Consider the following 23,793-nt stretch of genomic DNA (forward strand, 5'->3'; position numbering starts at 1 on the left):
CGACATGACCGACACCGTTCTCACCGACACCGTTCCGACCGGCATCGCTCTCACCGGCATCGCTCTCACCGCCGATGCCGCCGCCACCGGCAGCCGCGCCCTGATCGAGCGCGCCTACCGGGCCTTCCACGACCGCGACGTCGCCGCGCTGCTGGACACCCTCGACCCGCGCGTCGAGTGGGTGCACCCCGACGGCATGGCCGAGTACGGCCTCGGCGGCACCAAGCACGGCCACGCGGGCGTGCGCGAGTTCCTCGCGAAGGTGCCCTCCGTGCTCGGCGGAATGCGCCTGCGACCACAGGAGTTCGTGGCCGCCGGGGACCGCGTCGTGGTCTTCGGTGTGCGCGAGGTCACGTCGAAGCGCGGCACGACCGTGACGTTGCCGTTCATCCACTCCTGGACCCTGCGCGGGGGCCGCGCGGTGCGCATGGAGGACGTCTTCGACACCGTGCTGTTCCGCCGCGTGATCGAGAGCTGAGACACCGCCCCACCTCCCGGGATCCCGGTTCGCGCACGGCGGGCCGGGCTCCCGCCCGCGCTGCGCCGCCTGTCCCGGAGACCTTGGTCACACGGTGCGCGATCGACCGGCTTGTATTCTCCGGTGATGGCCGTAGTTCTTATATGGCCTTCGTATTGTGCAACCCGGGTGCGGTCCCGACCGTCTCCCAGAGTACGGTGTGCCCGATCATCACGGGCAGCGCTTCCGGCGGTGAAAGGTACGCGGATGGCAGGCAAACGGGGCGAGAGCCCGGCTCGTGGCGAGGACGCGCCCGACGCGGCCACCACGGACGGCGACAGCGCCGTCCCGCAGCCGCGCGCCGGCGGACGGGCCGAGGCCCGCCGGGCCGCACAGGGCAAGGGTGGCAAGGGCGCCCCGTCCGCGGGCGGCGGCGGCCGCGCGGCGGCCCGCAACAGCCGGAAGCCGAAGAAGAACGTGAAGAAGATCGTCGCCTGGTCGGCGGCGGGCGTCCTGGTGCTGCTCGCCGGCACCGGCGGCGCGATCTACTTCAAGCTGAACGCCAACATCAAGTCCTTCGACGCGGACGCGATAGCCACCGACCGCCCGCCGGAGGCCCAGGCCGACGCGGACGGCAACAAGCCGGTCAACGTGCTGCTCATCGGCTCCGACAGCCGCGGCGGCTCCAACTCCGACCTCGGCGGCGGCGAGGACGGCGGCGCCCGCTCGGACACGACGATCCTGCTGCACGTCTATGCCGACCACAAGCACGCCGTCGGCATCTCGATCCCGCGCAACGCGATCGTCCAGATCCCGTCCTGCAAGCTGCCCAACGGCAAGTGGACCAAGGCCGGGAACGACCTGTTCAACGCGGCGTTCTCGGTCGGCGGCAGCGACGCCGGCAACCCCGCCTGCACCCAGAACACGATCGAGAAGCTCACCGGCATCCGGGTCGACCACACCATGGTCGTCGACTTCAACGGCTTCTCCTCGATGACCAAGGCCGTCGGCGGCGTCGACGTGTGCCTGCCCAAGGCCATCTACGAGGGCGACATCAACCCCAACCTGCACAAGAAGGGCGAGCTCGTCCTCCCGCAGGGCAAGCAGACCGTCGACGGGCAGAAGGCGCTCGACTACGTCCGGCTGCGGCACGGCATCGGCGACGGCTCCGACATCGGCCGGATGAAGCGCCAGCAGGCCTTCATGAGCTCGCTCGCCAACAAGATCAAGTCGGAGGGGCTGAGCCCCACCAACCTGCTGCCGCTGGCCGACGCCGCCACCAAGTCGCTGACCGTCGACCCCGGGCTGAGCTCCGCCGACAAGCTGCTGTCCTTCGGCCTGTCGCTGAAGAACATCGACATGCACAACCTCAAGTTCGTGACGGCCCCCTGGCGCTACCGCACCCAGGACGCCAACATCGACCTGGTCCAGCCGGACGTCCAGAAGCTCTGGGACACCCTCAAGGCCGACCACACCATCGACGGCCAGAACGCCACCGGCCAGCAGGACGGCGCCCCCGCCGCCCCGAGCTCGCCGCAGCCCGCCGCACCGACCTCGACCGCCCCGGCCGGCGACGCCTCCAACGAGTCCGTGAAGGTGGCCGTCTACAACGGCACGATCGCCAACGGCCTGGCCGGCAAGGCGACCGAGCAGCTCAAGGCCGCCAAGTTCTCCGCCACCACGGCGGGCCAGGCGGCCAGCACGAAGTACAAGACCACCACGATCGAGTACAGCGCCAGCCAGAAGGCGAACGCCGAGAAGGTCGCCGCGCTGTTCCCCGGCGCCAGCCTGGAGCCCAGCAGCTCGCGGGGCATCTCGGTGATCGTCGGCCAGGACTTCGCCGCCGCCAACGGCGCCGCCGCCCCCGGCGGCACGCCCGCGGCCGGCACCCCGGGCACCCCGGCCCCGCTGCCCACCACCGTCACCAACGACGCCCGCTCCGCGGACGACGACATCTGCGCGAACACCACCTACGGCAGCGGCGGCTGACCGCACCCGTACACCGCACCACCCGTACGACCCCGGGGCGCGTCCGTCCCGGGGTCGTGCCATGGTGGCTGAGGGGGACCGCGGGCCACGAAAGGCGGATCCCATGCCCGAGATCGCCCTGCAGATCGACATCGCCGCCCCCCGGGACGTCGTCCTCGCCGCCCTCAACACCCACGACGGCCTCACCAGCTGGTGGACCACCGCCGTCGACCGCGACGACGACATCCTGCTCTTCGACTTCCCCGACGTCCCCGAGCCCTTCCGGCTGCGCCGCGAGCGCGCCGACCTCGACCGCGTCGTGTGGGCGAACACCGGCGCCTTCCCGCCGCACTGGGCCGGCACCTGGATCACCTGGGACCTCGCCGAACAGCCCGACGCCCCCGACCGCACCCGGCTGCTGTTCCGCCACGGCGGCTGGCAGCCCGGCAGCGAGGACGGCGTCCCGATGGTGGCCGGCACCTGGGCGGAACTGGTCGTCCGGCTCAAGGACTACGCGCAGAGCGGCAAGGTCCAGCCCTACTTCGTCACCGCCCGGCGCCACGACCCCGCCTGAGCCCCGCCCGAGCCCACCGAGCCCCGCCTGAGCCCACCGAGCCCCGCCTGAGCCCCCGCCCGGTGGCGGGATCGCCGCCGCGGGCCGATCGTTGTCCTGTACCCCGAACCCGCCCCCGCCCCGCCCCCCGAGCCCACGGGAGGCCCCCGATGCCGCCACCCGTCCCGCGACGCGCCGCCGGGAAATCGGCGGCTTCCCCGGCATCACGGGCCATCCCGGGTAAGACTGCACCCATGCTGGGCCTACCGGACGACATCCGCGCCTTCCTCTTCGACCTCGACGGGGTGCTCACCCAGACCGCCGTGGTGCACGCCGCGGCCTGGAAGGACACCTTCGACACCTTCCTGCGCGCCGAAGCAGCCCGCACCGGCGGGCAGTTCGTCCCCTTCGACGCCGTCACCGACTACGACACCTACGTCGACGGCCGCCCGCGCCTCGACGGCACCCGCGCCTTCCTGCGGAGCCGGGGCTTCGACCTGCCCGAGGGCACCGACGACGACCCGCCGAACGCCCCCACCGTGCACGGGATCAGCCTCGCCAAGAACGACACCGTCCTGCGCATGATCCGCGAGCAGGGCGTCCAGCCGTACGACGGCTCGGTGGCCTACGTGCGACGGCTGCGCGCGCTCGGGCTGCCCAGCGCCGTGGTCTCCTCCAGCGCGAACTGCCGCGACGTGCTCCGGGCCGCGGGCATCGAGGACCTGTTCGACGTGGTCGTGGACGGGATCGTCGCCAAGCGCGAGGGCCTGCCCGGAAAGCCGGCCCCCGACACCTACCTGCACGCGGCCAAGGTCCTCGGCGTCGAACCCGCGCACGCCGCCGTCTTCGAGGACGCCCTCGCCGGCGTCGCCTCCGGCCGGGCCGGCGGCTTCGGCGCGGTGGTCGGCGTCAACCGCACCGGCCAGGCCGCCGAACTGCGCCGGGACGGCGCCACCGTGGTCGTCGACGACCTCTCCGAACTGCTGGGGGAGCAGGCATGACCGCGTCCGACACCTTCGTCGTCGACCCGTGGCAGGTTTCCGAACACGGCCTCGACCCGGCCGCGCTGGCCCGTGCCGAGTCCGTGTTCGCGCTCTCCAACGGCCACATCGGCCTGCGCGCCAACCTCGACGAGGGCGAGCCGCACGGCCTGCCCGGCACCTACCTCAACGGCGTCTTCGAACTCCGCCCGCTGCCCTACGGCGAGGGCGGCTACGGCTACCCGGAGTCCAGCCAGAGCGTCATCAACGTGACCAACGGCAAGATCATCCGGCTGCTCGTCGACGACGAGCCCTTCGACCTGCGCTACGGCGAACTCCTCGGCCACCGGCGCTGGCTGGACTTCCGCGACGGCCTGCTGCACCGGGAGGCCGAGTGGACCTCCCCGGCCGGCCGCACGATCCGGGTCCGCTCGACCAGGCTCGTCTCGCTCACCCAGCGGGCCATCGCCGCCGTCGAGTACTCCGTCGAGGCGGTCGACGGCCCGGTGCGGATCGTGCTCCAGTCCGAGCTCGTCGCCAACGAGCAGCTCCCCGGCGGCCCCGAGGGCGACCCGCGCGCCGCCGCCGTCCTGGAGGCGCCCCTCCAGCCCGAGGCCCACCACGCCGACGGGACGAAGGCCGTCCTGGTGCACCGCACCCGCTACAGCGGCATCCGGGTCGCGGCCGGCATGGACCACGTCATCGAGGGCCCGGAGCGGCTCGACACCGTGGCCGAGGCCGGCGCCGACCAGTGCCGGATCAGCGTCACCACCGTCCTCGCCCCCGGACAGCGCCTGCGGCTGGTCAAGTTCATGTCCTACGGCTGGTCCGCGACCCGCTCGCTGCCCGCCGTCCGCGACCAGGTCGAGGCCGCGCTGACCGCCGCCCGGTACACCGGCTGGGACGGCCTCGTCGCCGAACAGGCCGACTACCTGCGGGAGTTCTGGAAGACCAGCGACATCGAGATCGAGGGCGACGTCGAACTCCAGCAGGCCGTCCGGTTCGCCGTCTTCCACGTCCTCCAGGCCGGCGCCCGCAGCGAGGAGCGCGCCATCCCCGCCAAGGGCCTGACCGGCCCCGGCTACGACGGCCACAGCTTCTGGGACACCGAGACCTTCGTCCTGCCGGTCCTCACCTACTGCCTGCCCGCCGCCGTCAACCAGGCCCTGCGCTGGCGGCACACCACCCTCCCGCTCGCCCGCGAGCGAGCGGCCCAACTCGGCCTGGCCGGAGCGGTGTTCCCCTGGCGGACGATCCGCGGCGAGGAGTGCTCCGGCTACTGGCCGGCCGGCACCGCCGCCTTCCACATCGGCGCCGACATCGCCGCCGCCGTCGCCCGCTACGTCCGGGCCACCGCCGACGTCGAGTTCGAGCGCGAGTACGGGCTCGCACTCCTCGTCGAGACCGCCCGGATGTGGCGCTCGCTCGGCCACCACGACGCCGCCGGCAAGTTCCGCATCGAGGGCGTCACCGGCCCCGACGAGTACAGCGCCGTCGCCGACAACAACGTCTACACCAACCTCATGGCGCAGACGAACCTGCGCGCCGCCGCCGAGGCCGCCGGCCGCCACCCCCGCGAGGCCGCCGACCTCGGCGTCGACACCGAGGAGACCGCCGCCTGGCGCGACGCCGCCGCCGCGATGTACGTCCCCTACGACGAGAGCCTCGGCGTCCACCCCCAGGCCGACGGCTTCACCCACCACCAGGTCTGGGACTTCGAGCGCACCCCGCCCGAGAAGTACCCGCTGCTGCTGCACTACCCGTACTTCGACCTCTACCGGAAGCAGGTCGTCAAACAGGCCGACCTCGTGCTCGCCATGCAGGTCCGCGGCGACGCCTTCACCGACGAGCAGAAGGCCCGCAACTTCGCCTACTACGAGCGCCTCACCGTCCGCGACTCCTCCCTCTCCGCCTGCACCCAGGCGGTCATCGCCGCCGAGGTCGGCCAGCTCGACCTCGCGTACGACTACACCGCCGAAGCCGCCCTCATGGACCTCCACGACCTCGGCGGCAACACCCGCGACGGCCTCCACATGGCCTCCCTCGCGGGGGCCTGCATCGCCCTCGTGGCCGGCCTCGGCGGCCTGCGCGACCACGGCGAGACGCTCTCCTTCCGGCCCCGGCTGCCCGCCGGGCTCACCAAGCTCGGCTTCTCGCTGATGGTCCGCGGCATGCTGCTCGGCGTCGAGATCTCCCACGACGGGACGACCTACACGCTGCGCCGGGGCGAGGTGATCCACCTGCGGCACGACGGCGAGACGGTCCAGCTGAAGGCCGGGGAGCCGGTCACCCTCCCGACCACCGCCCCGCCCGCCCAGGAGCGCTGCGCCCAGCCCCCCGGCCGCGAACCCGCCCGCCGCCAGCCCCAGGCCGGTCTCGCGGCGGGCAAGGTCGGCGGCCAGAACCCCGACCACCTGGCGGCGGAGTAGCGGCGGCCCGACTTCCGGGCCGCCGCCCGTTCACCCGTTCGGCCTCCCCGCCGTGCACCTGCACCCCCCTCCCCGGAGGGTGCAGGTGTCCCGCGTCATCCGGCAGCCGATCGAGGAGACCCCGTGGCGAGCGTGGCCGAACAGATGGTGGAGGTGCTCCGGCAGGCCGGCGTGGAGCGGGTCTACGGCGTCGTCGGCGACAGCCTCAACCCGGTCGTCGACGCCATCCGCCGCGCGGAGGGCATCGGCTGGGTGCACGTCCGCAACGAGGAGGCCGGTGCGTTCGCCGCGGCCGCCGAGGCCGAGCTCAGCGGCCGGCTCGCGGTCTGCGCCGGCTCCTGCGGCCCCGGCAACACCCACCTCGTGCAGGGCCTGTACGACGCCCAGCGCAGCGGCCTGCCCGTCCTCGCGCTGGCCTCCCACATCCCGTCCGGGCAGATCGGCACCGGGTTCTTCCAGGAGACCCACCCCGAGCGGGTGTTCACCGACTGCAGCAGCTGGTGCGAGATGCTCTCGACCCCCGCCCAGCTGCCCCGCCTGCTGCGGATCGCGATCCAGCACGCGCTCGGCGCCCGCGGCGTCTCCGTCCTCGCCTTCCCCGGGGACGTCGCCGCGCTGCCCGCCGCCGGCCCGACCGGCAGCGGCCACTTCCTGACCGAGCAGGCCGTCGCCGCCCCGCCCTGGGCGCAGGTGCGGGCGCTCGCCGAACTGCTCAACCCGGCCCGCCGGGTGGCCCTGTTCTGCGGCGCCGGCGTCCGGGACGCGCACGCCGAGGTGCTGGCCGTGGCGCAGGCCCTGAACGCGCCGGTGGGCCACTCGCTGCGCGGCAAGGAGTGGATCCAGCACGACAACCCGTACGACGTCGGGATGAGCGGCCTGCTCGGTTACGGCGCCTGCCACGAGGCCCTGCACGGCGCGGACCTGGTGGTGCTGCTCGGCACCGACTTCCCGTACGACTCGTTCCTCCCGCAGGCCCGCACCGTCCAGGTCGACCACGACGCCACCCGGCTGGGCCGCCGGACGGTCCTGGAGCTGGCCGTCCACGGGGACGTCGCCGCGACCCTGCGGGCCGTCCTGCCGCTGCTGGAGCCGAAGCCGGACCGGTCGTTCCTGGACGAGATGCTGCGCAAGCACTGCAAGGCGCTGGAGGACGTCGTCGGCGCCTACACCCGGGACATCGAGTCGCACCTGCCGATCCACCCCGAGTACGTCGCCTCGGTGCTCGACGACGTGGCCGCCCACGACGCGGTGTTCACCGTGGACACCGGCATGAACAACGTCTGGGCCGCCCGCTACCTCCAGCCGAACGGCCGCCGCCGGGTGATCGGCTCCTTCCTGCACGGCTCGATGGCCAACGCCCTGCCGCACGCGATCGGCGCCCAACTCGCCTGCCCCGGGCGGCAGGTGATCGCGATGGCGGGCGACGGCGGGCTCGGCATGCTGCTCGGCGAACTGCTCACGGTGGCCAAGCACCGGCTGCCGGTGAAGACCGTGGTCTTCAACAACGGCGCGCTCGGCATGATCAAGCTGGAGATGCTCGTCTCCGGCTACCCCGAGTGGCAGATCGACAACGGCGACGTGGACTACGCCGGGATCGCGCGGGCGATGGGCATCCCGGCGAAACGGGTGACCGAGCCGGCCCGGGTGCGGGAGGTGCTGGCCGAGGCGCTGGAGCGGCCCGGGCCCGCGCTGGTCGACGTGGTCACCGACCCGAACGCGCTGTCCATCCCGCCGCACATCACGGCCGCCCAGCTGAAGGGCTTCGCCCTGGCCGCGGGCCGCACGGTGCTCTCCGGCGGGGTGGGACGCATGATCGACCTGGCCCGGAGCAACCTGCGCAACATCCCGCGGCCCTGAGCCCTCCGAGCGGATTTGCCTGGGGGGCAAATTTCTTGCCCGTGCGGCACGCGAGGTGTCCACTGGTCACATGACGACCAGCCCCACCGGCGCCCCCGCCGCAGGCGAGCAGCTCGACGACCAGGAGGTCGCCGGCCTCGCCGCCAGGCTCCGCGAGCACCGGCACAGCAGCCGCCTCACGCTGGAGGTGGCGGCCGCCCGGGTCGGACTGTCCCCAGCCTATCTGTCCCGGCTGGAGACCGGCCGGCGCCAGCCGTCGCTGCCCGTCCTGCTCGGCCTCGCCCGCGCCTACGGCACGTCCGTCTCCGGGCTGCTGGGCGAGGCGATGACCGAACCCGACCCGGTGGTCCGCGGCGGCGTCATCGAGCCCGGCCGGGCCGGCGGCTGGGGCTACCGGCGGGCCGGCGCCCCCGGCCGGGCCATGCAGGCCCTGCGGGTCCACGTGCCGCCGGGCGTGCAGGACGCCGTCGTCCGGGTCCACCCGGGCGAGGAGTGGCTGTACGTCCTCCAGGGCGCCCTGCGGCTGACCCTCGGCGACCGCGTCCACCACCTGGCCGTCGGCGACTCCGCCCACTTCGACTCGCTCACCCCGCACTGCATCGCCGCCGAGTCGGCGCACGGGGTCGAGCTGCTCTTCGTCCACACCCTGCTGCAGAGCCCCGGCGGCGAACTCTGCCTCGGCGGCGGCCCTGCCGCACCGCACTGAGGAGACAACCATGGCCGCTGACCCGACCACCCACACCTCGACCCCCGAGGCCCCCAAGACCATCGACGCCGGCAAGTGGGCCAACCGCCGCGTCGCCGTCCGCCTGGTCATCTACACCGCGGGCATCCACGCCTTCGCCGGCTTCATCATGCTGCTGTTCGAACTGGGCGGCCGCAACAAGTAGTCGGGAGCGGAGCGGGCGCCCTTGTCACCCTTCCCCTTCCATCCCCGCGCCCCGAGAGGGGCGCGAGGAACTGCGCGAGGCGGAAGGAGCAGACCCGCGCTTACGCGCCGCGCAGCACCCCGCACTCACGCACTGCGCAGCAACGTGCACAGCGCCGACAGCGCAGCCGGAAACGCGTGCTCCGCAGGAGTCCCGTACCCGATCACCAGCGACGGCGGCCCGCTCGCGACACCCCCGTCCGCCCGGTGCCACGAGAGCCCGTTGAGCGACACCCCGGCGGCCGCCGCCCGCGCCAGGAGCTCGGCCTCCGACGGTCCGTCCGCCGGCAGCCGCAGCACCGCGTGCAGTCCCGCCGCGATGCCGGTGACGCGGACGTGCGGGGCGTGTTCGGCGAGGGCGGCCACGAGCCGGTCGCGGCGCCGCCGGTAGTGCAGCCGGCAGCGCCGCACGTGCCGGTCGTACGTCCCGGAGGCGATCAGTTCGGCGAGCGTCAGCTGGTCGAGCACCGGCGACATGATGTCGGCGAGCTGTTTCAGCCGGGCCACCGGTTCGACGAGCGCGTCCGGCAGGGCGAGCCACGCGAGCCGCAGGCCCGGGGCGAGGCTCTTGGCGGCCGTCCCGGCGTACACCACGCGCTCGGGGTCGAGCGCCTGCATCGCGCCGAGCGGCTGCCGGTCGTAGCGGAACTCGCCGTCGTAGTCGTCCTCGATGACGTACCCGTCGTGCTCGCGCGCCCACCGCACCGCCGCCGCCCGCCGGTCGGCGGCCAGCGGCGCGCCGGTGGGGAACTGGTGGGCGGGGGTGAGCAGGACGCCCCCGACCCGGTCGTCGAGCAGCTCCACCCGGGCGCCCGCGTCGTCGAGCGGGAGCGGTACGGTCGCGAGCCCGGCCGCCCGGGCGACGGCGAGCTGCGGCGGCAGGCCGTACTCCTCGACGGCGAGGGCGCCGGCCCCGCGGTCCCGCAGGGCCGCGCAGAGCAGCCCCAGGCCCTGCGTCACGCCGCTGCACACCAGCAGGCGGTCCGGGTCGGTGCGGACCCCGCGCACGCGCGCCAGGTAGTGGGCCAGCGCCTCCCGCAGCTCGGGGCGCCCGAGCGGCGAGCCGTACCCGAGGACCTCGTGCGGGGCGGTGGCCAGCGCCCGGCGGGCGGCGGCGAGCCAGGCGGTGCGCGGGAAGAGCGACAGGTCGGGCCGGCCGGACATCAGGTCGTGGCGCGCGGCCGGGCGTTCCCGCACCGGCGGGGTGGCCCTGGGCACCGGAGGCCGGGGTGCCGCGCGCTCCGCGACGGTGGTGCCGGAGCCCTGCCGGGAGGTGAGCCAGCCCTCGCCGGTGAGCTGCCCGTACGCCTCCACGACGGTGTTGCGGGCGATCCCGAGGTCCTCCCCGAGCGCGCGTGAGGACGGCAGCCGGGTGCCGGGGGCGAGCCGCCCGTCCTGGACGGCCTCGCGCAGCGCGTCCTCCAGGGCGGCCCGCAGCCCGGTCCCGGCGGCGCGCCGCCCGCTGAGGTCGAGGTGCAGGTCGCCGCCGAACGCGCTCCACGAAGTGCTCATCGACGGGATTATCCCGCGTCGGCGCCGAGCCGCGGGTGGTGGCGGTGCATCGCCGCGAGGACCTCTTCGAGCGGGACGGGGATGGTGTTGGCGGCGATGTTCGCGGGTCCGTACCCGAGGGAGCGGTTGAGGCCGGCGCTCGCCCGGACGAGCCGGGGCGCGCGGGCCAGGTAGGCCGCCGGGTCGTGCAGCACGACCGCGATCATCCGCTGGGTGCTGCCGCGGACGGTCATGCTGCGGATCCCCACGGCGGCGATCTCGCTCCAGGCGATGCGGCCGAGCTGGACGTGCTCCAGGCCGTCGGCGTCCAGCACCAGTTCGGGCCGGTTGCGGACGAGCCGGCGGGCGAGCGCGAAGGAGCAGAACCCGAAGAACGGCACGGCCAGGGCACCGCCGACGAGGCCCTTGACGGTGGCGTGGTGCCAGAGCAGCAGCGCGCCGCCGACGGTGAAGCCGAGCGAGGCGAGCAGGAGGAGGAGCGCCTTGCGTCTCGACAGCGCGTAGACGGTCGGAGGCGGGTTTTCGTTGATCACGGCCGGTCACGGTAGCGCCCGGCCGGAGACCGGTCGGACCCGGGTGGGCCTGTCGTCCGTCGGCGGGCTCCGCCTGGGTGGTGTCACATCCCCGCGCTACCGTGCCGCCCATGGCGAACTATGTACTCGTGGCAGGCGCGTGGCTCGGCGCGTGGGCGTGGGACGAGGTGGCGGCGGAGCTGCGCGCGGCGGGGCACGGGGCGTACCCGCTGACGCTGTCCGGGCTAGCGGAGAGGCGCGGGGTGGCTCCGGCGGGGCAGGAGGTCCACGTGCGGGACATCGTGGCCGAGGTGGAGCGGCTCGACCTGCGCGACGTCGTCCTGGTCGGGCACAGCTACTCGGGCATCCCGGTGGGCCAGGCCGCCGAGCGGATCGGCGAGCGACTGGCCCGGGTGGTGTTCGTGGACGCCGACGTGCCGCGGGACGGCGAGTCGTTCGTCTCGGTGGCCGGGAACGGCCAGGAGGTGGCGGTGGCGATCGCGCGGAACGGCGGCTGGTGGCCGCCGCTCGCGGCCGGGGACTTCGCCGGCCAGGGCCTCACCGACGAGCAGGTCGCCCGGATCGTCGCCGGTTCGACGCCGCACCCGGGCGCCTCGCTGACCGAACCGGCCGTGCTGGGCGACGCGTTGCCCGAGCTGCCGGTGACGTACGTCAAGTGCCTGCTGGACTGGCCCGAGCCGTTCGGCCGGGCCGCCGAGCTGCTGGCGGGCGAGCGGTGGCGGCTGGTCGAACTGGACACCGGCCACTGGCCGATGTTCTCCCAGCCGCACGAACTCGCGGCCGTCCTCCAGGAGTTGTGAGGAACTAGAGCGAGAGGTAGACCGCGCTGCCGACGCCGGCCACGAAGCAGTAGATCGCGAACGGCGTCAGGCTGCGGGTCTCGAAGTACTTGGTGAGGAAGCGCACCGACACGTACCCGGCGACGAAGGCGGCGATGCTGCCCGCCACGACCGGGCCGAGGACGGCGGAGTTCTCCGGCTTGAACAGCTCGGGCACCTTGAGCGCCGAGGCGGCGATGATCACCGGCGTGGCGAGCAGGAAGGAGAACCGGGCGGCGTCCTCGTGGTGCAGCCCGCGCAGGATGCCGGCGCTCATGGTGACGCCGGAGCGGCTGATGCCGGGGAAGAGCGCGAGGATCTGGGCGGCGCCGATCCAGACGCCCTGCTTGTAGCCGAGCCGGGCGAGCCGGTGGTCGGAGGCGATCGCCGGGTCCAGCCCGGGTTCGTCGGTCACCGGGGCGGCGTGGCCGGCCCGCCGGCGGCCGGTGCCGCCGCGCTTGAGGCGTTCGGCGCCGAGCAGCACGAGCCCGTTGAGGGCGAGGAAGACGGCGGCCGGGATCGGCTTGCCGAGGGCGTTGCGCAGGGCCTTCTCGAAGGCGAGGCCGGCGATGCCGACCGGGATGGTGGAGACGATGAGCAGCCAGGCCAGCTTCTCGTTGCGGGTCTCCACGCGGCGGTGACGGATCGAGCTGATCAGGCCGCTGATGATCCGGAGCCAGTCCTTGTAGAAGAAGACCACCAGCGCGAGCGCGGTGGCGAGGTGGAGGCCGACCAGCACGGAGAGGTACGGGGAGCCCTCGGCGGTCATGTCCAGGTCGTGCTGGATCTTCCCGCCGATGATCGCCGGCAGCAGGATGCTGTGGCCCAGGCTGGACACCGGGAAGAGTTCCGTCACACCCTGCAGCAGGCCGACGCCTATCGCTTCCGGGTAGGTCAGGGTGGACATCGCGCACCTTCGCTCGGAGGTCTGATCAGGGGGAGCCCCGGCGAAGCTACTACGGGGATGTAGACGCCCGGCAGGTCTGAGGCCGGAAATTCACCGAGTGGACGTCTCGCCGAAACCCGGGCCGGGCGACCGGTGTTCGGGCACCCGGCGTTCGGGCGCCGCTCAGGCGGCGGCCGGGTGCGCGGCCGGCGCGTGGGTGAGCAGCACGTGCACCCACACGGCGAGCAGCACCCCGGACGACACGGCGCGCTCGGCCGCGTGGCTGAGCGCCAGCGCGGCGCCCGCGGCGACGAGCGCGGTGCCGGCCACCAGCAGGGCGGCGGGCAGCACGTCCGCGGGGCGGGGGCGGTTCATCGTGGTCCTCCCTCGTGGTCGACGAGGCACCACGATGCAACCTCCCGCTGCGGCAGGTTCAAGCGTTCGTTCGCCGACGGGCCCCGAATCCGCCGACGGCCCCCGAACCGGCCCGGGTCAGCCGAGCGCCACCCGCCGCCACGCCGCCTCCCCGGCGGCCACCGGCGCCGGCCCGAAGTCGTAGCGCAGCCGGTCCGGTCCGAGGGCGAGCAGCGAGATCGAGGACGAGCCCCAGATCCGCCCGTCGCCGAAGTCGCGCCGCTGGACGAGCGCCGCGTCGTCGTCCGGCGCGAGCCCGTCCCCGGAGACGACCGGCAGCCAGGCGCCCCACGCGTCCTCGACGGTCCCGGCGCCGCCCGGCTCGGGCCGGGGCTCGGCCTCGAAGCGGGCCCGGAAGTGCGCGGCGCGGGCGGCCATCACGGCGCGGATCCGCTCGGAGGTGGTCCGGCTGTGGGCGCGGCCCTCCAGGCCGTCGTTGAGCACGACGCTCAGGCCGGTGGGCAGGTGGTGCTCGACCAGCCGCCCGTCGCCCCAACTGGCCACCCGGGCGCCGTCGGGACCGGCCAGCACGAGGTGGAACGGGTCGTACGGGGTGAGGTCGAGGTGGCCGACGCCGCCCTCGCGCACGGCGGTGAGCGGCAGCCGGCCGCGGGAGAGCCGCGTCTCGGCGGGGGCGAGCGGCCCGAAGCCGTTGAGCAGGCAGGCGGCAGAGCGCCGCCCGGGGTCGGCGGCGAGCCAGGTGCCGCCGGCGGCGAGGTCGAGCCCGCCGACCAGCTCCGGGTGCTCCGGCCAGTGGTGGGCCGGCGGGAGCCAGCGGCGCCCGAGGTACTCGTCCCGGACGGAGAGGAGCAGGACGGGCACCGCCGACCCCGGCTCGATGCTGACGAACGCCGTACACACGATCCTGTCCCCCGGTTTTCGCTCTGTTCAGCGATCCTCGCACGCCGGTTCGCCTACCGGAACAGCGGTGGGGGCCCGGAAAGTGGCCCAGGAACGCCGCACATGAATGCACCAGGCGGTAGGGCCACTCCGTCCCTAGGCTGGTGATCATGACGACGACGAACGAGACCGCGGCGCACGGGACCGCAGAGGGCGCGGACGCGCCGGTTCCGGCGCCCGCTCAGCGCCTCGCGATGCACCGGCTCGCCCCCGAGTACTACTCCGCGATGATCGCCGTGGACCGCGCCTCCCGGACCGGCCTCGACCCCCGGCTCGCCGAGCTGGTCAAGGTCCACGCCTCGATGATCAACGGCTGTGCCTTCTGCATCGACATGCACGCCACCGACGCCGTGCAGGGTGGCGAGCAGGACCACCGCCTGATCTCGCTCCCGGCCTGGCGCGAGACCCCGTGGTTCACCGCGAAGGAGCGCGCCGCCCTGGCGCTCACCGAGTCCGTCACCCTGCTGACCCGGGGGCACGTGCCGGACGCCGTCTACGACGAGGCCGCCGCCCACTTCGAGGAGGCCGAACTCGCCCAGCTGATCGCCCTGATCGCGACCATCAACGCCTGGAACCGGATCGGCGTGACCTCGCGCCTCAGCCCGGCCGCGAAGTGAGGGGAACCGCCGTGACGAGCCAGCAGGACAAGGCCCGGCTCCTGCACGAGCTGCACCGCGCCGGCGAGCCGCTGGTGCTCGCCAACGCCTGGGACGCGGTGAGCGCCCGCCTGGTCGCCGACGCCGGCGCCCGGGCCGTCGCGACGGCCAGCGCGAGCGTCTCCTGGACGATCGGCAGCCCGGACGGCGGCGGCGCCGACCGCGACCTGGTGCTGGCGCAGACCGCGCTGGTCGTCCGCGCGGTGGAGCAGCCGGTCACCGCCGACCTGGAGAGCGGCTACGCGCGGACCGCCGCCGGGGTCGGCGAGACGGTGACCGCGCTGCTCGGCACCGGCGCCGTCGGCGTGAACCTGGAGGACGAGGGCCGTCCGCTCGACGAGGCGGCCGAGCGGATCGCGGCGGCCCGGGCGGCGGCGGACGCGGCCGACGTGCCGCTCTTCGTGAACGCGCGGACCGACGTCTTCCTGCACCGGCTCGGTGAGCCGGAGGGCCGGCTGGACGAGGCGGTGCGCCGGCTGCGGGCCTACGTCGAGGCAGGTGCGGACGGCGTCTTCGCCCCCGGCGTGGCGGACCCGCAGACGATCGCCGCGCTGGTCCGGGCGGTCCCCGCCCCCCTCAACGTCCTGGCCGCGCCCGGCTCGCCGTCCGTCCCGGAGCTGGCGAAGCTCGGCGTCGCGCGGGTGAGCCTCGGTCCCGGCCTCGCCAAGGTGGCGTTCGCGGCGGTCCGCCGGGCCGCCGAGGAGGTGTACGCGAGCGGCACGTACACCGCCCTCGACGGCGGGCTGACCTACCCGGAGCTCAACGGGCTCTTCCAGGGCTGAACGCCGTTGCCGGCCTCGGCGGACGGGCCGACCGTACGGGGGTCGGTCAGCCGATCTGCCCGCTGAGCCCGGGGTGGGTCATCTGGTTGGTCCCGATCTTCTCCACCTCCTGGGCGGTGTGCCCGACCACCGGCAGCTGGCCGGCGGTGTGGATGGCGAGGTCGGCGGGGGAGACGGTGAGGCCGTCGGTGAGACCGCCGGTGGCGTCCGGGGAGGCGGCGGTCTGGCTGGTGGCGGAGGCGGCGGGCGCGGCGAGCGCGAGGCCCGCCATGGTGAGGGCGGCCAGGGTGGCGAGTTTCTTCATGCCCTGCCGAACGACCCGGGCCGCCCTCGGGTAACCGGACGGCTCAGACCGTCACCCTCAGGGTCCGCACGCTGTTGCTGACGAACGAGGCGATCGGCTCCGGCTCCGCGCCCTCCGCGTCCGCCGCGAGGGCGAGGCCGGGGAAGCGCTCGAACAGGTGGCGCAGCGCCGTCTCCGCCTCCAGCCGGGCCAGCCCGGAGCCGAGGCAGAAGTGCGGCCCGTGCCCGAGCGACAGGTGCCGGTTGGGCCGGCGGGTGAGGTCGAAGGCGTCGGCGTCCTCGTGGTGCCCGGAGTCGCGCCCGGCCGCCGCGTACGAGGCGAGCATCGCCTCCCCGCGCCGGATCACCACGTCCCCGACCTCGATGTCCTCGATCGCGTACCGCAGCGGGAACTGCCCGACCGGGGAGTCGTACCGCAGCGTCTCCTCGACCACCGCCGACCACGGCTGCTCGCCGTCCAGCACCAGCCGCAGCTGCTCGGGGTGGGCCAGCAGGGCGCGGACGGCGTTGGTGATCAGGTTGAGCGTGGTCTCGTGCCCGGCGACCAGCATCAGCAGCAGCGTGCCGACGAGTTCGGCCTCGCTCAGCCCGTCGCCGGCCTCGCGCGCGGCGATCAGGTCGGTGGTCAGGTCGTCGCCGGGCTCGGCCCGCTTGGCCGCGACGACGGACGCGAGCAGCGCGTTGAGGTCCCGCTGCGCGGCGACGGCGGCGGCCGGGGTGGCCGAGCTGGAGACGAGCGTGTCGGACAGCTCGTGCAGGTCGTCCTGCTGCTCGACGGCGAGGCCGAGCAGTTCGCCGATCACCTGCATGGGCAGCGGGTACGCGAAGTGCGCGCGCAGGTCGAACGGGCCCTCCAGCTCGGCGACGGCGTCGAGCAGGGCGACGGCCCGCGCCTCGATCGCGGGCGCCAGGTCGGCGATCCGGCGCGGCGTGAAGGCCTGGCTGACGAGCCCGCGCAGCCGCCGGTGGTCGTCGCCGTCGGCGGTGACCATCCCGGGCACGGTGACGAAGTTGAGCAGCGGCCAGCCCTCGGGCAGCCGGCCCTCCCGGAAGTCCGTCCACAGCCGGGCGTTCTTGCCGACGCGCGGATCGGCGAGCAGCGCCTGGAGCGTGTCGTGGTGGGTTATCGCCCAGACCACCACCCCGCCAGGGAGCTCCACCAGGACCGCCGGGCCGGCGTCCCTGAGCCGGGCGTTCTCGCTGTGCTGGTCCCGTCCGAAGGGGTCGAGTCGGACGGGCCGGGGGCCGGTTCCTCGGGGAGCGTCGGCGGTGTCCATGCGGGCCTCTCGGGGGCGGGCGGTCGGGGCGGGGTGAAGGCGCTGTAGAGCACCGGCAGGCTGAGCAGTGCCCGCGACCACGGGGAGGGACGCCAGGCCAGTTCGACCGGAGGGACGGCGAGCTGGAGGTCCGGCAGCCGGTGCAGCAGGGTCTCGACGGCGGTCTCGACGATGATCCTGGCCGGGTGCTGCGCCGGGCAGACGTGCTGGCCGGCGCCCCAGGCCAGGTGGGCGCGGTTGCCGCCGAGCGAGCCGTGCGCGGCGGCGGCGACGCCCTGGGCGGCCGGGTCGGCGTTGGCGGCGGCCAGGCCGAGCACGAGCATGTCGCCGGCGCTGATGTACTGGCCGCCGAGCACGGTGTCGGTGGTGGCCCAGCGGCCGGGGAAGTTCTGCGTCGGCGGGTCGCGCCAGAGCACCTCCTCCAGCGCGTCGGAGACGGTGAGCCGGCCGCCGGTGAGGGTGGCCCGGAAGCGGCGGTCGGTGAGCAGCAGCCGCAGTGTGTTGCCGGTCCAGTTGATGCTGGTCTCGTTGCCCGCGACCAGCAGCACCACCAGGTGGTGCACCGCCTCCTCGTCGGTCAGGCCGGCCGGGTGGGCGAGCAGCCAGGAGGTGAGGTCGGCGCTCGGGGCGGCCCGGCGGCGGCGCACCAGGTCGACCAGGATGGCCTGGAACTCGGCGTTGGCGCGCACCGATTCGGCGCCGCTGTCGACGAAGTGGCTGATCAGCTCGATCAGCCGGGGGCCGGCCGCGGCGGGCAGGCCGACCAGCTGGGTGAAGACCAGCAGGGGCAGCGCGCGGGCGTACTGCGCGACCAGGTCGGCGGTGCCGTCCGGGCCCCAGCTGTCGATGAGTCCGTTGGCGGCGGCCTCGGTGGTGCCGCGCAGCTGGTGGTGGTCGATCTGGGCGAGCGTGTCCGCGACGGCGGCGCGCAGCCGCTGGTGCTCGGCGCCGTCCAGGTTGAGCAGGGTGGGGCGCCACGCGGTCATCGGCAGCAGCCGGGAGTCGGCCGCCAGCCGGCCCTCGGCGGGCACCCGCCAGCGGCGCGAGTCCTTGGAGAACAGCGTCTCGTTGCGGGTGAGTTCGAGCAGCTCGGGGTAGCCGAGGACGAGCCAGGCCTCGACCCCCGGCTCCAGCTCGATCGGCGCGACCGGTCCGTAGCGGGCGCGCAGCCGGGCGTACAGGCCGTGCGGGTCCTCGGCGACGGCGGCGCCGTACAGCGGCGTCAGCGGGCCGCCGGCGGGCACTCCGGCGGGCAGGCCGCCGCCGTGGCCGACGGGGCACCCGGAAGTGGTCGGCGGTTCGGGCGCGTTCATCCTTGGAGCTCCAGCACGGACGTCCGGTGCAGGTGGTCCACGAAGTCGATCAGCAGGTCGTAGGACTGCCGCCGGTCGCGCGCGTCGCAGTAGAGGATCGGCACCTCGGGCAGCACGTCGAGCGCCGAGCGCAGCTCCTCCTCCGGGTAGGTCGGCGTGTCCGGGAAGACGTTGACGGCCACCGCGAACGGGATCCGCTGCTCCTCCAGCCGGCCGAGCACCTCGAAGCTCTCGTCCGGCCGGCGCAGGTCGACCATCGCGATGGCGCCGAGCGCGCCGCGCGACAGGTCCTCCCACAGCGGCCAGAACCGCTGCTGCCCGGGCGTGCCGAACAGGTACAGCGCGAGCCGCGGGTTGAGCGTGATCCGGCCGAAGTCCAGCGCGACCGTGGTCGTCGTCTTGTCGCCGCGCCCCGCGAGGTCGTCGACGCCGCTGCTCGCGGCCGTCATCGTCTCCTCGGTGCGCAGCGGGGTGATCTCGCTGAGCGAGCCGACCAGCGTCGTCTTGCCGACCCCGAACGGGCCGGTGACCAGGATCTTCACCGCCCCCTGGACGGAGGACGGCAGGTACTGCGGGTCGGCGGGCACCTCGGCTGGCACGGCTTCGGCGGACACGGCTTCAGCGGAGTTGGCGGAGGCCAACGAGCACCTCTTCCAGGAGTGTTGTGGGCAGGCGTTCGGCCTGCGGGACGGGCGGGAGCACCTGCACGGCGCCGAGGTCCCACAGGTCGCCGACCAGCACCTTGACGACGCCGAGCGGCAGCACCAGGTGGGCCGCCACCTCGGCGATGGACAGCAGGCTGCGGCAGAGGCCGAGGATGCGCCGGTGCTCCCGGTTCAGCGGGGCGTGGTCGGGGAGTTCGGGCAGGTCCGGTAAGGCGCTGACCAGACTCTCGACCGCCAGCTCGGGCCGGGTGGAGCGGCTGCGGCCGCCGGTGATGACGTACGGGCGGACCGGCCCGTTCACCGCGGGCCCCCCGCCGCGTGGTCGACCCGCGGCGGGCTGGTGAGGTGGGTGCCGATCCGCTCGACCAGGACCTGCATCTGGTAGGCGACCAGCCCGGCGTCGACCGCCTCGCCGGTCACCACGGCCAGGTGCGCGCCGGCCCCGGCGGCGACGATGAACAGGTACCCGCCCCCGTACTCGATGATGATCTGCCGGGTGGCGCTGGCGGGCCCGCCGAAGCCCACCGCGACCCCGCGCGCCAGCGACTGCAGGCCGGAGCAGGCGGCGGCGAGCCGCTCGGCGTCCTCGCGCACGATGCCCGGGGTGCGGCCGATCTCCAGGCCGTCGTTGGAGACGACGACGGCGTGCTGGACCTCGGGCACGGCGACGATGTCGGCGAGGAGCCAGCCGAGATCAGGGGTGGTGGTCATGGAACTCTCCGGAGCGCTGGGGAAGTCGGGGGGACGCGGGACGGAACGGGTCGTCGTGGGCCTGGGCCCGGGCGGCCGAGCGGCCGCTGGCGGTGCCGGCCTGGAACATCGCCATGAACGCCTGCGCGTCCCGGGCCGAGCGGTACGGCGGCGCGGGCGGCGGAGGCGGGGGAGCGGCGTGCTGCGCGGTCGTGCCGGCACGGTCGCGCCGGTGGCTCCGGCGGGGCAGCGGCGGCGGGGCCGGGTCGCCGGCGGGGAGACCGGCGAAGGGGGGACCGCCGGCGGGGAGACCGGCGGAGGAGGGAGGCCCGGCGGCCAGGGGGGGTGCGAGCGGTGGGGTGTCCAGCAGGGGGTGCCCGCCCACCACGGGGGAGTGGTAGGGGCCGGCGCCGAACACCCGGTCGTCCGGCCCGAGGCCGGGGACGGTCGGCGGAAGCGGTTCGGTGAGCAGCGCGTTCGGCAGCAGAACGACCACGCGCACGCCCCCGTACGGGGAGGGCGCCGAGCTGAGCGTGACCCGGAAGCCGTACTGCTCGGCGAGCCGGCCCACCGCCGCCAGGCCCAGCTGCGGCACCTCGCCCAGCCGGGACACCTCCAGCGTGCTGCCGCCGGCCAGCGCGGCGCCCGCCTTGGCGACGGCCTGTTCCGGCATGCCGACGCCACCGTCGTCGATCTCGATGACGGCGCCGTTGTGCACCGGCATCAGCGTGACGAACACCTGGGTGCTGGGCGGCGAGTAGCGGGTCGCGTTGTCCAGCAGCTCGGCGACGGCGTGGATCAGCGCCTCGGCGGCGGCGCCGACCACGGCGGTCTCGATCCGGCTGCGCACCACGACCCGCTGGAACGGCAGGATGCGCGACTGGGCGCCGCGGACGACGTCCTCCAGCGAGACGGGTTCGGGCCAGTGCCGTCCGGCCCGCGCCCCGCAGAGCACGGCCAGGGTCTGGGCCAGCCGGGCCTGTTGGGCCGCCGCGTGGTCGGCCTTGAGCAGGCCCTCCAGCAGCGCCGGGTCGTCGTGGGTGCGCTCCATCTCGTCGAGCAGGGCCTGCTGGTCGTGGGCCATGACGAGGATCCGGCGGGCCACGCTGAGGAAGGCCCGCTGGGTGGAGGCGGTGTGCTCCTGCTCCTGCTGGACGACGGCCAGTTCCTCGCCCCGGCGGGAGAGTTCGGCGGTCAGCTGCTCCTGGAGCCGGGCGACGTCGCGGCGCAGCCGCTCGGCCCGGCGCCGGTGGGTGACGGAGACCGCGTGGTAGCGGGCGGCGGTCACGAGGGCGAGCGCCGCGAGCACGCCGGCTGCCGTTGCGCACCACTGAGTCATCGTCACGCGGCGAATTCTAGGGCGATGATCCTACGAAGGTGTGAACGGATCTCGCCAAGTGACCGGATCTCGTCAATATCCAGTCAATTCGGCGCCAATCCAACCTCGTTCGCCCCCGACCGGGCCGCCGGGCGACCACACTTCCCCCGCGGTTCCTCCCTACTCGGACACTTCGGACACGTGCGGGATGGCCGAGTCGCGCCCCGGGATGTGTGGGGAACGTGTGCACGGTGTTGCGGACGGGATCACATCCGGTGCAGGAGCAGCAGGGCCACGTCGTCCGGCCGGGAGCGGCGCTCCGTCACGTTCAGGGTCAGCAGGTCCGCCAGCCGCTCCAGCGCGGACGCCGGACCGATCCGGCCCGGACCGGTCTGCCGGGCCCACAGCTCCAGCCCGTCCAGCATCCGCTGCACCGACTCGTCGTAGTCCTCCTCGCGGTCCTCCACCAGCCCGTCCGTGTACACCAGCAGCGTCTCGCCCTCCGCGAGCCGGCCGGTCGTCAGGTCGTAGGGCTGCCCCGGGTCCACCCCCAGCGGCGGGCCGCCCGGCAGATCCAGCTCGACCGCCCTCGCGCCGGCGATCCGCACCGGCGCCGGATGGCCGGCCCGGGCCGCGGTCAGCCGGCCGTCCGCCGGGTCCAGGGTCAGGTAGAGGCAGGTCGCGAACAGCTCGGTGTCCAGCTCGGCCAGCAGCCGGCTGGTCCGCGCCAGGGTGGCCGCCGGATCGTGCCCGTCCGTCGCGTACGCCCGCAGGCCGCTGCGCAGTTGGCCCATCACCGCGGTCGCCTCGGCGTTGTGCCCCTGCACGTCGCCGATCACCAGACCGATCCGGCCGTCCGGCAGCTTCAGCAGGTCGTACCAGTCGCCGCCTATCTGCATCCCCTCGGTGCTCGGCAGGTAGCGGGCGGCGCTCGCGATGCCCGGCAGGCGGGGCAGCGTGCGCGGCAGCATCGCGCGCTGCAGCTCGCCGGCGCGGTGGTGGTGGGTGTCGTACAACCGGGCCCGCTCCAGCGACTGCGCCAGGATGCCGGCGAACGCCGAGTACAGGGTGCGGTCCTCGCGGCCGAAGTTCCGTTCGGTGGCGAAGGTGATCAGGCACGAGCCCACCTGCCGTCCGGACGCGACCAGCGGCAGCACCGCCCAGGCCGCCGGGCTCCCGGCCGGGCCTCCGGGCGCGCCTCGCCCGGGTTCGCTGAACAGCGGGGCGGAGCGGGTGAGCGAGGACTGCATCACGTCCTCGGACAGGTCCGCCAGCCGGGTCGGCTCCGAGCGGCGCGCGCCCCCGTAGACCGTGTGCGTGACCGGCAGCAGCCGGCCCTCGTCCACCAGGTCCAGCACGATGCTCGCGGCCCCGAACGACGGCCGGGCCACGTCCGTCACGGCGGTGGTGACGTCCCGCACGGTCACCGCCCGCGACAGCGCCCGGGTCAGCGTCAGCAGCAGTGCCGTCCGCGCCGCCCCGGCCTTGTCCTGCCGCGCCGGTCCGTCCTGCGGCTCCTGCTGCCCCGCGCGTTCCCCGGCGAGCGCGTCGCCGTGCTCCGCGAGCAGCCCCGCGACGCGCACCGGCCGGTCGTGGACGTCCAGCATCACCTCGCCGGACTCCTCGACCCGCACCACCCCGCCGCCCCGGCGCAGCACCCGGTACTCGATCCGGTACGGCCCCCCGACGGCCAGCGCCTCCGCCATCGCCGCCCGCACGTCCGGCAGGTCCTCCGGGTGGACGATCCGCTCCAGCTCCGGCGCCGAGCCGTCCGGCGCCACCGGCTGGCCCGTCACCCGGAACGCCTCGGCGTCCCACGCGGTCTCGCCGGTCACCAGGTCCCGCTCGAACGCCCCGTGCCGCGCGGCCCGCGCGGCGAGCGACAGCATCGGGCGGCCCGGTGCCCCGGCCGGCCCCGCCGGCGCCTGCGCGCTCTGCGGCAGTCGGCCGTCCGCGTGATCGAGCAGGTGCGCCAGCCGGTGCGCGCACGCGTCGCCGATCGTCTCCAGCACGTCCAAGTCGCGCAGCGGCACCGTGCCCCGGTGGGCCAGCGCCAGCGCCAGCACCCCGATCGGCCGCTCGTCCACGATCATCGGCAGGGTGATCACCGCGACCATCCCGGTGCCGATCCCGGCGTCCTCGTTCGGGTAGTCGGCACTCGTGTGCTCGGGCGACAACAGGTACGGCCGCCGCAGCCGCAGCGCCGCCGCGGCCGGCAGATCGCTGCCCGGATCGATGGTCCCGTACCGCTCGTGAGCCCACCCGGGCAGCCCGTGCGAGGCCGTCAGCCGCAGCATCCCGGCGGAGTCCAGCAGGTACAGCGCGGAACCCTCCCCGGTGATCCAACTGGGCCCGTCGGCGAGGACGGTGGCCAGCATCTCGGCCGCCGTCGTGCAGCCCAGCAATAACCGCACGCAGCGCATCGCACTGCGCACCGCGCGGTTCTCATCCTCGACGGGAGCCATTGATTCTTCATACCCCATTTCCCCACCCCACGAGCCCCCGGCGACCCCCCCACCCTGCCTGCCACGCCCCCACCCCCACCGCCGGTTCC

General features: G+C 74.4%; 24 protein-coding genes. 11 read left to right on the forward strand and 13 right to left on the reverse strand.

The annotated features are described in order from the left end of the window. Positions 1-4: 4 nt before the first annotated feature. The 8 genes from ACFXDE_RS14065 (at position 5) to ACFXDE_RS14100 (ending at position 9,134) form a co-directional block, all read left to right on the forward strand. Positions 5-478 carry a nuclear transport factor 2 family protein gene (locus tag ACFXDE_RS14065; RefSeq protein ID WP_380494008.1) on the forward strand — a complete coding sequence of 158 codons (474 nt, stop codon included), beginning with the start codon at positions 5-7 and terminating at the stop codon, positions 476-478. A 246-nt stretch (positions 479-724) separates the two neighbouring features. Then, entirely contained in the window at positions 725-2,446 is a 1,722-nt protein-coding gene (locus tag ACFXDE_RS14070) for an LCP family protein (protein WP_380436840.1), read from the forward strand. A gap of 103 nt (positions 2,447-2,549) precedes the next feature. After that, positions 2,550-2,999: an SRPBCC domain-containing protein gene (locus ACFXDE_RS14075; protein ID WP_380436842.1), complete on the forward strand. Its 450-nt coding sequence runs from the start codon at positions 2,550-2,552 to the stop codon at positions 2,997-2,999. A gap of 233 nt (positions 3,000-3,232) precedes the next feature. After that, entirely contained in the window at positions 3,233-3,979 is a 747-nt protein-coding gene (locus ACFXDE_RS14080; protein WP_380494011.1) for an HAD family hydrolase, read from the forward strand. Then, positions 3,976-6,387: a glycoside hydrolase family 65 protein gene (locus ACFXDE_RS14085; RefSeq protein ID WP_380494013.1), complete on the forward strand. Its 2,412-nt coding sequence runs from the start codon at positions 3,976-3,978 to the stop codon at positions 6,385-6,387. Before ACFXDE_RS14080 ends, ACFXDE_RS14085 begins: the two co-directional genes overlap by 4 nt. A gap of 144 nt (positions 6,388-6,531) precedes the next feature. Beyond that, positions 6,532-8,244, forward strand: coding sequence for a pyruvate dehydrogenase (locus ACFXDE_RS14090; RefSeq protein WP_380494068.1), 1,713 nt, complete (start codon positions 6,532-6,534; stop codon positions 8,242-8,244). Positions 8,245-8,314: 70 nt separating this feature from the next. Next, a complete protein-coding gene (locus tag ACFXDE_RS14095) occupies positions 8,315-8,950 on the forward strand; it encodes a helix-turn-helix domain-containing protein (RefSeq protein ID WP_380436848.1) in 636 nt (211 codons plus the stop codon). 10 nt (positions 8,951-8,960) lie between these two features. Then, a complete protein-coding gene (locus ACFXDE_RS14100) occupies positions 8,961-9,134 on the forward strand; it encodes a DUF6126 family protein (RefSeq protein WP_329927495.1) in 174 nt (57 codons plus the stop codon). A gap of 125 nt (positions 9,135-9,259) precedes the next feature. Here the strand turns inward: ACFXDE_RS14100 and ACFXDE_RS14105 are convergent, their stop codons facing one another. After that, positions 9,260-10,684: a PLP-dependent aminotransferase family protein gene (locus ACFXDE_RS14105; RefSeq protein ID WP_380494016.1), complete on the reverse strand. Its 1,425-nt coding sequence runs from the start codon at positions 10,682-10,684 to the stop codon at positions 9,260-9,262. 8 nt (positions 10,685-10,692) lie between these two features. Further along, positions 10,693-11,217, reverse strand: coding sequence for an STM3941 family protein (locus ACFXDE_RS14110; RefSeq protein ID WP_380494018.1), 525 nt, complete (start codon positions 11,215-11,217; stop codon positions 10,693-10,695). A 110-nt stretch (positions 11,218-11,327) separates the two neighbouring features. Here ACFXDE_RS14110 and ACFXDE_RS14115 point away from each other — a divergent pair, with 110 nt between their 5' ends. Continuing rightward, on the forward strand, positions 11,328-12,017 hold the full coding sequence (locus tag ACFXDE_RS14115) for an alpha/beta fold hydrolase (protein WP_380494020.1): 690 nt from the start codon (positions 11,328-11,330) through the stop codon (positions 12,015-12,017). 4 nt (positions 12,018-12,021) lie between these two features. Here the strand turns inward: ACFXDE_RS14115 and ACFXDE_RS14120 are convergent, their stop codons facing one another. The 3 genes from ACFXDE_RS14120 to ACFXDE_RS14130 all read right to left on the reverse strand — a co-directional run bounded on the left by ACFXDE_RS14120 (position 12,022) and on the right by ACFXDE_RS14130 (position 14,196). Next, positions 12,022-12,942 carry an undecaprenyl-diphosphate phosphatase gene (locus ACFXDE_RS14120; protein WP_380494022.1) on the reverse strand — a complete coding sequence of 307 codons (921 nt, stop codon included), beginning with the start codon at positions 12,940-12,942 and terminating at the stop codon, positions 12,022-12,024. Between the two features lie 162 nt (positions 12,943-13,104). Further along, positions 13,105-13,296, reverse strand: coding sequence for a hypothetical protein (locus ACFXDE_RS14125; protein WP_380436858.1), 192 nt, complete (start codon positions 13,294-13,296; stop codon positions 13,105-13,107). A gap of 117 nt (positions 13,297-13,413) precedes the next feature. Then, entirely contained in the window at positions 13,414-14,196 is a 783-nt protein-coding gene (locus ACFXDE_RS14130) for an NRDE family protein (RefSeq protein WP_380494024.1), read from the reverse strand. 149 nt (positions 14,197-14,345) lie between these two features. Between ACFXDE_RS14130 and ACFXDE_RS14135 the strand changes: the two genes are divergently transcribed. Continuing rightward, positions 14,346-14,852, forward strand: a complete 507-nt coding sequence (locus tag ACFXDE_RS14135) for a carboxymuconolactone decarboxylase family protein (protein WP_380436862.1) — start codon at positions 14,346-14,348, stop codon at positions 14,850-14,852. 11 nt (positions 14,853-14,863) lie between these two features. Continuing rightward, complete coding sequence (locus ACFXDE_RS14140) at positions 14,864-15,673, forward strand: isocitrate lyase/phosphoenolpyruvate mutase family protein (protein ID WP_380494027.1); 810 nt, start codon at positions 14,864-14,866, stop codon at positions 15,671-15,673. Between the two features lie 46 nt (positions 15,674-15,719). On the opposite strand, the gene ACFXDE_RS14145 is transcribed toward ACFXDE_RS14140, so the two are convergent. The 8 genes from ACFXDE_RS14145 to ACFXDE_RS14180 form a co-directional block, all read right to left on the reverse strand. Then, positions 15,720-15,977, reverse strand: coding sequence for a hypothetical protein (locus ACFXDE_RS14145; protein WP_380436866.1), 258 nt, complete (start codon positions 15,975-15,977; stop codon positions 15,720-15,722). A 43-nt stretch (positions 15,978-16,020) separates the two neighbouring features. Beyond that, entirely contained in the window at positions 16,021-17,136 is a 1,116-nt protein-coding gene (locus ACFXDE_RS14150; protein ID WP_380494029.1) for a cytochrome P450, read from the reverse strand. Beyond that, the gene (locus ACFXDE_RS14155; protein ID WP_380494031.1) at positions 17,100-18,566 is read right to left on the reverse strand and encodes a cytochrome P450; all 1,467 of its coding nucleotides are present in this window, start codon (positions 18,564-18,566) and stop codon (positions 17,100-17,102) included. Before ACFXDE_RS14155 ends, ACFXDE_RS14150 begins: the two co-directional genes overlap by 37 nt. Next, positions 18,563-19,180, reverse strand: a complete 618-nt coding sequence (locus tag ACFXDE_RS14160) for an ATP/GTP-binding protein (RefSeq protein ID WP_380494033.1) — start codon at positions 19,178-19,180, stop codon at positions 18,563-18,565. The genes ACFXDE_RS14155 and ACFXDE_RS14160 overlap by 4 nt, the downstream gene beginning before the upstream one ends. A 4-nt stretch (positions 19,181-19,184) precedes the next feature. Continuing rightward, positions 19,185-19,532 (reverse strand): DUF742 domain-containing protein, encoded by a 348-nt coding sequence (locus ACFXDE_RS14165; RefSeq protein ID WP_380436874.1) that lies wholly within the window; start codon positions 19,530-19,532, stop codon positions 19,185-19,187. Next, positions 19,529-19,942: a roadblock/LC7 domain-containing protein gene (locus tag ACFXDE_RS14170; protein WP_363648005.1), complete on the reverse strand. Its 414-nt coding sequence runs from the start codon at positions 19,940-19,942 to the stop codon at positions 19,529-19,531. The genes ACFXDE_RS14165 and ACFXDE_RS14170 overlap by 4 nt, the downstream gene beginning before the upstream one ends. Further along, complete coding sequence (locus tag ACFXDE_RS14175; protein WP_380494070.1) at positions 19,926-21,260, reverse strand: ATP-binding protein; 1,335 nt, start codon at positions 21,258-21,260, stop codon at positions 19,926-19,928. The genes ACFXDE_RS14170 and ACFXDE_RS14175 overlap by 17 nt, the downstream gene beginning before the upstream one ends. Positions 21,261-21,505: 245 nt before the next feature. Beyond that, positions 21,506-23,704: a SpoIIE family protein phosphatase gene (locus ACFXDE_RS14180; protein ID WP_380494035.1), complete on the reverse strand. Its 2,199-nt coding sequence runs from the start codon at positions 23,702-23,704 to the stop codon at positions 21,506-21,508. Positions 23,705-23,793: the final 89 nt, after the last annotated feature.

The sequence above is a fragment of the Kitasatospora sp. NPDC059408 genome (assembly GCF_042751525.1).
Lineage (GTDB): Bacteria > Actinomycetota > Actinomycetes > Streptomycetales > Streptomycetaceae > Kitasatospora.